At 50.5% G+C, this 8,713-nt stretch carries 9 protein-coding genes; all 9 read right to left on the bottom strand.

The window, feature by feature from the left end; translation table 11 throughout:
• Positions 1 to 53: 53 nt before the first annotated feature.
• The 9 genes from HMPREF3022_RS09500 to nuoH all read right to left on the bottom strand — a co-directional run bounded on the left by HMPREF3022_RS09500 (position 54) and on the right by nuoH (position 8,711).
• A complete protein-coding gene (locus tag HMPREF3022_RS09500) occupies positions 54 to 353 on the bottom strand; it encodes a DUF2818 family protein (protein WP_003686671.1) in 300 nt (99 codons plus the stop codon).
• Between the two features lie 220 nt (positions 354 to 573).
• Positions 574 to 2,016, bottom strand: coding sequence for an NADH-quinone oxidoreductase subunit NuoN (gene nuoN, locus HMPREF3022_RS09495; protein ID WP_070765539.1), 1,443 nt, complete (start codon positions 2,014 to 2,016; stop codon positions 574 to 576).
• A 9-nt stretch (positions 2,017 to 2,025) separates the two neighbouring features.
• Positions 2,026 to 3,522, bottom strand: a complete 1,497-nt coding sequence (locus HMPREF3022_RS09490; protein ID WP_070765538.1) for an NADH-quinone oxidoreductase subunit M — start codon at positions 3,520 to 3,522, stop codon at positions 2,026 to 2,028.
• Between the two features lie 95 nt (positions 3,523 to 3,617).
• Positions 3,618 to 5,642 (bottom strand): NADH-quinone oxidoreductase subunit L, encoded by a 2,025-nt coding sequence (gene nuoL, locus HMPREF3022_RS09485; RefSeq protein WP_070765537.1) that lies wholly within the window; start codon positions 5,640 to 5,642, stop codon positions 3,618 to 3,620.
• A gap of 2 nt (positions 5,643 to 5,644) precedes the next feature.
• A complete protein-coding gene (gene nuoK, locus HMPREF3022_RS09480) occupies positions 5,645 to 5,950 on the bottom strand; it encodes an NADH-quinone oxidoreductase subunit NuoK (RefSeq protein WP_004519135.1) in 306 nt (101 codons plus the stop codon).
• Positions 5,947 to 6,618: an NADH-quinone oxidoreductase subunit J gene (locus HMPREF3022_RS09475; protein ID WP_003750564.1), complete on the bottom strand. Its 672-nt coding sequence runs from the start codon at positions 6,616 to 6,618 to the stop codon at positions 5,947 to 5,949. Before HMPREF3022_RS09475 ends, nuoK begins: the two co-directional genes overlap by 4 nt.
• A gap of 11 nt (positions 6,619 to 6,629) precedes the next feature.
• Positions 6,630 to 7,109, bottom strand: a complete 480-nt coding sequence (nuoI, locus tag HMPREF3022_RS09470; protein ID WP_002216341.1) for an NADH-quinone oxidoreductase subunit NuoI — start codon at positions 7,107 to 7,109, stop codon at positions 6,630 to 6,632.
• Positions 7,110 to 7,163: 54 nt separating this feature from the next.
• Positions 7,164 to 7,559: a GFA family protein gene (locus HMPREF3022_RS09465; RefSeq protein WP_003686531.1), complete on the bottom strand. Its 396-nt coding sequence runs from the start codon at positions 7,557 to 7,559 to the stop codon at positions 7,164 to 7,166.
• Positions 7,560 to 7,634: 75 nt separating this feature from the next.
• Positions 7,635 to 8,711, bottom strand: coding sequence for an NADH-quinone oxidoreductase subunit NuoH (nuoH, locus tag HMPREF3022_RS09460; RefSeq protein ID WP_002216340.1), 1,077 nt, complete (start codon positions 8,709 to 8,711; stop codon positions 7,635 to 7,637).
• Positions 8,712 to 8,713 lie beyond the last annotated feature (2 nt).

Genomic DNA, 8,713 nt, shown 5'->3' with positions numbered 1-8,713 from the left:
AAAGGCCGTCTGAAAATCTTTCAGACGGCCTTTTCCTTATTCAAATCCGATTCCTACTCTCTATTTCGCTCATTCCAAAAATAACGCCATACAAAGCATGGGAAGGCAAAAATCAGGTAGAGGCAAACCACGGTCGCGTAAAACTCCCAATCTTGGGCATGCACGGCACCGGCGCGTGATTCGAGGATATAGGCGAGGATCGCGGTAAGAAGGAAGCCCGCCAGCAATTCGATCAAGTGATGGCCGATGTGTTTGCGTTTCAGGGCGATGATGCCGAAGAATTTAGTGGTAATAAAGGGTGCGTTGGCAAAGATAAGTGCCAACAGCAAAAGAATGTACATGGATGCGGTCATGGTGGTCTTTCTGTTTTCAGACGGCCTACGTGTGATTTTAACATGTTAAATGGGCATTCTTGCCCATCATTATCCGTGGAATATTCAATCTCTTGATGATACCCGCCCAATGTTTGTCAGAAGGCTTGAGGCCGTCTGAACTTTGGGTATATTTCACCCAGATGCGAATCCTAACAAAAACGGCGACTTTGGAACAGCCGCCGTTGGTTTTGTTTAAAGCTTACAGGGTATTTTCCAATGCTTTGGCACACCAGTCGATAACGGTTTGCGGCATGATACCCCACAGGAGCAGCAAGAAGGCATTGACCGTCAGAACAAATTTAGCGGCATAGTTACTGCCGACCGGCTGGTCATGATCAGGCGCATCGAAGTAGATGACTTTGACCACGCGCAGGTAGTAGAACGCGCCAATCAGCGACATGATGACGGCAAATACGGACAACCAAACATGGCCTTGTTTCAAGAGCGCCATAATCACGCCGAATTTGGCGTAAAAGCCCATCAGCGGAGGAATGCCTGCCATAGAGAACATGGACAGCAGCATCAGGAAGGCAAACCATGCATGGCGTTGGTTGAGGCCTGCGAGGTCTTTGATGTCTTCACACTCAATGTCTTTGGTGGACAATACCATCAAAACACCGAAGCTGACTGCCGCCATCAAAGCATAGGTAATGGCGTAATACAAACCTGCGGTAAAGCCGACCGCTCCTGCCATAAACGCCAACAGGATAAAGCCCATGTGCGATACGGTGGAATAGGCAAGCATACGTTTGATATTGGTTTGCATGATGGCTGCAAGGTTACCGACCACCAAAGAAGCAACTGCAAGAATGGCCAACATCGGCGCCCAGTCTGAATGTATGGTATCCATACCTGTAATCAGGATACGGAATGCGAAGACAACGGCGGCAATTTTCGGAGCCGTACCCACAAAGGCGGTAACAGAGGTCGGCGCGCCATCGTACACATCGGGTACCCACATATGGAATGGAACCGCACCCAATTTAAATGCAATGGCAACCACAATAAATACCACACCTAATTTCAGCAGCCATTGATTAGCCTGCCCATTGGCCGCAGAGGCCAAGACGGAAGCAAAATCAAGAGAACCGGTGGCGCCGTACACCATGGAAATACCATAGAGCAACAGACCGGAGGCCAATGCGCCCAATACAAAGTATTTCAGCGCAGCCTCGGCAGATCGACCGGAATCGCGACGCAGGGCAATCATGGCGTACAGTGATAAAGACAACAATTCCAAACCAATATACGCAGTCAGGAAATGTGCCGAGCTGACCATGACGCTCATACCCAACAGAGCAAACAGCGAGAGGGTGTAAAACTCGCCTTTAAAGATTTGGCGGTCTTGATTGTACGGTTTACTGTAAATAAACAGACTGAATGTCAGCGCATACAACACCAATTTTGCCAAACGGGACATGCCGTCTGCAATATACATTCCATTAAACGTAAGCAGACTGCCCTGTTCCCATACTGCCAATTGGGTGACAGCCACGACAATGACCGTTCCCAAACTCATCAGATGGGTCAGATAGCGGTTTTTATCGCAAATCCACAAGTCTGCCAGCAATACGACACCCAATAGCGCAAGCAGCACGATTTCGGGCATGGCGGGCATTAAATTCAAATCAGACCAGTTCATTTACACACCTCAAATCTTGCTTTGTGCCACATGGGCAATCAAATCGTTTGCCGCTTGATGCACTACTTCTATAAACGCTTGCGGATACAGACCCATGCCCAAAACAGCAACCGCCAAAATCGCCAAAATCGCAAATTCGCGGCAATTGATGTCTTTCATTTCGGCAACGTGCGGATTGTGGATCGCACCAAAAATAACGCGTTTGTACATCCACAGAGTATAAGATGCACCGTAAATCAAGGTCATGGCGGCCAACGCGCCTACCCAAAAATTCACTTTAACCGCACCCATAATCACCATAAACTCGCCCACGAAGCCGGAAGTCGCAGGCAGACCGGCATTAGCCATACCGAACAACATCATAAACGCCGCAAACTTAGGCATCACATTGACCACGCCGCCATAATCGGCAATATTGCGGGTATGCAGGCGGTCGTACATCACACCGATACACATAAACATCGCGGCGGACACAAAACCGTGGGAAATCATTTGAATGATTGCGCCTTTCAATGCCCAATCATTCAGTTGGCCGTTCACAAACAGGAACATGCCCAAAGTGACAAAACCCATATGGCTGATGGAAGAATACGCCACCAGTTTTTTCATATCGGTTTGCACCAAAGCCACCATACCGATATAAATCACGGCAATCAGGCTCAATACGATGATCACGGGGGCAAAATAGCGAGCCGCGTCCGGCATAATCGGCAGGATAAAGCGCAAGAAACCATATGCACCCAGTTTCAGCGTAATTGCCGCCAATACCATCGAACCGCCGGTCGGCGCTTCAACGTGGGCATCCGGCAACCAAGTGTGCACAGGGAACATCGGCACTTTTACGGCAAATGACAGGAAGAACGCCACAAACAAAAGCTGTTGTACACCCAGCGGAATCTGTTTAATGTTTTGGAAATCGACAATAGAGAAGCTGCCTGTTTGATAGTACAGGTAAACCATGGCAACCAGCATCAAGAGTGAACCCATCAGCGTATAGAGGAACAGCTTGACCGACGCATAGACGCGGCGCGGGCCGCCCCATACACCGATAATCAGGTACAGCGGAATCAGCATACCCTCGAAGAACACATAAAACAGAATCGCATCCTGCGCGGCAAACGCACCGTTAATCAAACCCGACATCATCAGGAATGCCGCCATATACTGCGCCGGACGTTTCTGAATGACTTCCCAACCGGCCAATACCACCAACAGCGTAATAAACGCATTCAAGATGATAAAGAGCACTGAAATACCGTCCACGCCCAATGCATAGTTGATTTTCAGAAGCGGAATCCACTCGTGGAACTCGGTAAACTGATAGCCGCCGCTCAAACGGTCGAAACCGGTAAACAGGGGCAGCGTTACCAAGAAACCGGCAAGCGCACCCATGAAGGCAAGCACACGCGCCAGCGGCGCACGGCTGTCTTTACCGGTCGCCAAAACCAGCACACCTGCGGCGATGGGTATCCATATTGCCAAGCTGAGTAGGTAGTTGGGAAACATAGTGGTTAACCTGTGGTTAAAATAAAAATGTGTTTATGTGGATATTTCTTCGTTTCAGACGGTCTGAAGGTTTAAGGCCGTCTGAAACCTTATTCTTATCGGAACAATCCCCAGAAGGTCATGCCGAGCAGTACCAATACGCCGAATACCATAGCGGCGGCGTAGGTGTAGATAAAGCCAGTTTGGACTTTGCGTACCTGCGCGGCAATCGCGCCGACCAGTTTGGCAGAGCCGTTGACGATACCGTTGTCGATAATGGCGGTATCGCCGACTTTCCAGAAGAAAGTACCCAATGCGCGCGTGCCTTTAGCGAAGACGTTGAAATACAGGGCGTCGAGGTAGTATTTGTTTTCAAACAAAACGTAAATCGGACGGAATGTCTGTGCAATTTTCGCAGGCAGGTGCGGCAGTTTGACGTACAGGAGCCATGCGCTCAATACACCTGCAATAGCGAGGTAGAGTACAGGCGAATGCAGGCTGTGAGACACCATTGCCAATGCGCCGTGGAACTCTTCCTTCATGATGTGCATGGTCGGATGCGCGTCGGCATTAACAAAAATCACGTCTTTGAAGAAATCGCCGTAGAGCATGGGTTCGATGGCGATGTAGCCGATGATGACGGACGGAATGGCAAGCAAAATCAAAGGCAGGGTAACGACCAGCGGGCTTTCGTGCGGATTGTCGTTTTTGCCCAAGCCGTGATGTTCTTCGCCATGGTCGTCTGAATGGTGTTCGGGCAGGCTGCGCCATTTTTCTTCGCCGTGGAACACCATAAAGTATTGGCGGAACGCGTAAAACGCGGTAACGAACACACTGGCGAGGACGGCGAAATAAGCAAATCCGCTACCCGGCAGGGTGCTGTATTTCGCTGCTTCGATAATCGAATCTTTGGAATAGAAGCCGGAGAAGAACGGCGTACCGATCAGCGACAAGTTACCGATCAGCATGGTCAGCCAAGTAATCGGCATGTATTTTTTCAGGTTACCCATGTGGCGCATGTCTTGGTCATGGTGCATACCGATAATCGCGCTACCTGCGGCCAAGAACAACAAGGCTTTAAAGAAAGCGTGGGTCATCACATGGAACATTGCTACGGAATAGGCAGACGCGCCCAGAGCCACGGTCATGTAGCCCAGTTGCGACAGGGTGGAATACGCAACCACACGTTTGATGTCGTTTTGAATCACGCCCAAAAAACCCATAAACAGAGCAGTAATCGCACCGATTACCATGATGACAGATAGCGCAGTGCTGCTCATCTCATAAATCGGCGACATACGCGATACCATGAACAGACCGGCGGTAACCATGGTTGCGGCGTGAATCAATGCAGAAATCGGTGTCGGGCCTTCCATCGAATCAGGCAGCCAGACATGCAGCGGGAATTGTGCAGATTTACCCATCGCACCGACAAACAGGAGTAAACAGGTTACAGTAATCAAAGACCATTCCACACCGGGGAACAGTTGGATAGTGGCCGTCTGAACATTAGGCAGATAAGCGAATACATCTTGATAGCGCAGGCTGCCGCCGAAATAGGCAAGCACCAAGCCGATACCGAGCAAAAAGCCGAAGTCGCCGACACGGTTGATCAAAAAGGCTTTCAGGTTGGCAAATGTTGCGCTTGGACGTTTGAAATAGAAACCGATCAAGAGATACGATACCAAGCCCACAGCTTCCCAGCCGAAGAAGAGTTGGATGAAGTTGTTGCTCATAATCAGCATCAACATGCTGAATGTAAACAAAGAGATATAACTGAAGAAGCGTTGGTAGCCGACTTTTTCGTCGTGCATATAGCCGATGGTATAGATATGCACCATCAACGACACGCCGGTAACCACGACCATCATCATCGCCGTCATCGTATCGACCAAAAAGCCGACGGAGAAATCTAAGCCGCCCATTGTCAGCCAGGTATAAACGTTCTCGTCAAACTTGGTACGGCTGCCATTGAGGAATCCCCACAGCACATAAGCCGACAGCACGGCAGACACCGCCACGCCGAGTATCGTAACCGTATGCGCGCCGGCACGTCCGATTTTGTTGCCGAACAAACCCGCAATCAGCGAGCCTGCCAAAGGTACAAGGGCAATTATCAAATATAAAGTCATATCGTTCATGATTACCCTTTCAACTCATCCAAATCGGCAACGTTGATTGTTTGTCGGTTGCGGTACACCAGCACCATAATCGCTAAACCGATGGCAGATTCGGCAGCGGCAACGGTCAGTACGAAGAATACGAAAATTTGTCCGGCAGTATCGCCCAAATATTGCGAGAAGGCGATAAAGTTGAAGTTCACCGCCAAAAGCATCAGCTCGATGGACATCAGCAATACCAGCACGTTTTTGCGGTTCATAAAGATACCCATTGCGCTGATACCGAACAGGAGCGCACCCAATACCAGATAATGCGTCAAAGTAATCATGCTTTACCCTCCCCTTCCGGCTTAAGGCCGTCTGAAACTTCGCTTTCTTCGGCAGATTCGACTTGCGGTTTAACCGCTTCCATTTTCACCAGACGCATACGGCCTTGATCGGCGCGTACTTTAACTTGGTCGGCTGGATCCATACGTTTCGGATTGGTGGTTTTACGGTGAACCAGCGCAATCGCGGCCACCATGCCCAACAGCAGCAATACCGCCGCCAACTCAAACGGCAACAGGTAGTCGGTATAAATACGGCTGCCCAAATCGCGGATATTGTTGTAATCGGCCGGAATGTCTTTCATCAGGCCAAATGCGGCCAGGTCAGTTTTCGGGTTGACCAAAATCAGGATCAGGGCAACCGCCAACAATGTGCCGACCACGCCGGCAACAGGCGCATGACGCCAGAAACCGGCACGCATTTCCTCAATGTCGATGTTCAACATCATCACGACGAACAGGAACAACACCATCACGGCGCCGACGTAAACCACCACCAGCGTCACGCCCAAAAACTCAGCCTGCATCAGCATCCAAAGCATCGCGCTCACGCAGAAGGTCAGCACCAGATGCAAAGCGGCGTGAACAGGGTTTTTAGCGGTGACGGTACGAACCGCACCGTACAAAACGATGGCGGCAAGAATATAGAACAGAATCGCGGAAAAAGTCATTCGTCTGCTCCTTAACGATACGGCGCGTCAGCGGCTTTGCGTTTGGCGATTTCAGCTTCGTATTTATCGCCAATGGCCAAAAGAATCGGCTTGGTCATGTGTAAGTCGCCTTTTTTCTCGCCGTGGTATTCAAAAATATGGGTTTCCACAATCGCATCGGTCGGGCAGGCCTCTTCGCAGAAACCGCAGAAGATGCACTTGGTCAGGTCGATGTCGTAACGCTTGGTGCGGCGGGTGCCGTCTTCGCGTTCTTCCGATTCGATGTTAATCGCCATTGCCGGACAAACTGCCTCACACAATTTACACGCAATACAGCGCTCTTCGCCGTTCGGATAACGGCGTTGCGCGTGCAGGCCACGGAAACGCACGGATTGCGGCGTTTTTTCTTCAGGGAAGTAAATCGTGTCTTTGCGGGCGAAGAAGTTTTTGAGCGTTACGCCCATGCCTTTCACCAATTCGCCCAGCAGGAAGGTTTTTACTAAATTAGCCATTTTCGGATGCTCTTTTCGGATTGTTCTGTTTACAGGCCGTCTGAAAGCGGTTTTTTAACCTGCCGCGCCCACCATTTCTAAAAACTCTGCTTCGGTCAGCTTCGGGGTATCGTTGGCCAAGTCGTAATACGGAGCTTTGCAATCGATAAAGATTTGCGAAGTGGTTTCAAAGCCCGCGTTGTCGGCAAACAGCCCGGCGTTGATGTAATAATCGTTGCCAACTTTCACAAACAGATGTGTGCCGCAGTGTTTGCAAAAACAGCGTTGCGCCCATTCGGACGACTGATAATGCGCAATGTGTTCGCTGCCTGTAATTTCAGGCGACTGGGCGGCCAAAGTAAAAGACGCGCCGCCGCCCCATACGCGGCATTTTCCACAATGGCAGGCGTGGAGTTCGCGGTTTTCGGCGGTTTCCAGTGATACTGCGCCACACAGGCATTGAGCTTTCATTAGGTTCTCTCGGTTTGAAACGGTTAAAAATTTGGGTTATAGGCTACCTGAAAACTTTCAGACGGCCTCCCTGCCCTATTTCCACAAATTCAGCGGTGAAATCATCCACACGCCCAAAATCACGATGTAGGCGAAGCCGATCGGAATCAGCACTTTCCAGCCTAGGCGCATGATTTGGTCGTAACGGTAGCGCGGGAAGGTTGCACGGATCCACAGATACCAGTACAGCACCGCCGCCATTTTCACGAACATCCAGAATGCGGAAGGCGTACCGATAAAGCCCCAGCTTTGCGGGAAGGGGGACAGCCAACCGCCGAGGAACATCAGCGATGTCAGCGCGGCAATCAGAATCATGAAAATGTATTCAGCAAGGAAGAACAGTGCGAATGCGAAGCCGGAATATTCAACGTGGTGACCGGCAACGATTTCAGACTCACCCTCTGCCACGTCAAACGGCGCGCGGTTGGTTTCGGCAACGGCGGAAATCAGATAGACAATGAAGATGGGGAAGAGCGGCAGCCAGTTCCAAGAGAATACCGAACCGCCGGCAATACCTTTGGCCTGTGCGGCAACGATGTCGGAGAAGTTCATGCTGCCCGATACCATCACAACGCACACCAGTGCGGCACTCATGGCAATCTCGTAGGAAATGCTTTGTGCGGAAGCACGCATTGCGCCCAAGAACGAATATTTAGAGTTGGAAGCCCAGCCCGCGATGATCACGCCGTAAACCGACAGCGAGGTAATCATCAGGATGTACAAAAGGCCGATATTGATGTTGGTCAGCACCCATTCTTCGTTGAACGGAATCACTGCCCATGCTGCAAAAGACGGGGCAAGCGACATAATCGGGCCGATATAGAATAGGGCTTTGTTTGACAGCTTCGGACGGGTTACCTCTTTAAACAAGAGTTTGAACACGTCGGCAAACGGCTGAATCAGACCCCACGGACCGGTTACGTTCGGACCGACGCGAAGCTGCATAAAGCCGATGACTTTACGTTCGAAATATGTCAGGTAGGCAACGGTCAGAATCAGCGGAATCAGGATAATCACGATTTTGACGATGACGGATACCACCAAGCCTACGGTGATACCCAAATCGCCCAGACCGAGCGTTGCGGCAAAGAGGTTTTGGAACCATTCTTGCATGA

Source organism: Neisseria sp. HMSC065C04 (assembly GCF_001815375.1).
Lineage (GTDB): Bacteria > Pseudomonadota > Gammaproteobacteria > Burkholderiales > Neisseriaceae > Neisseria > Neisseria flavescens_D.
The sequence above is the reverse complement of the archived record's forward strand: the minus strand, read 5'-3'. Positions and strand labels throughout refer to the sequence as shown.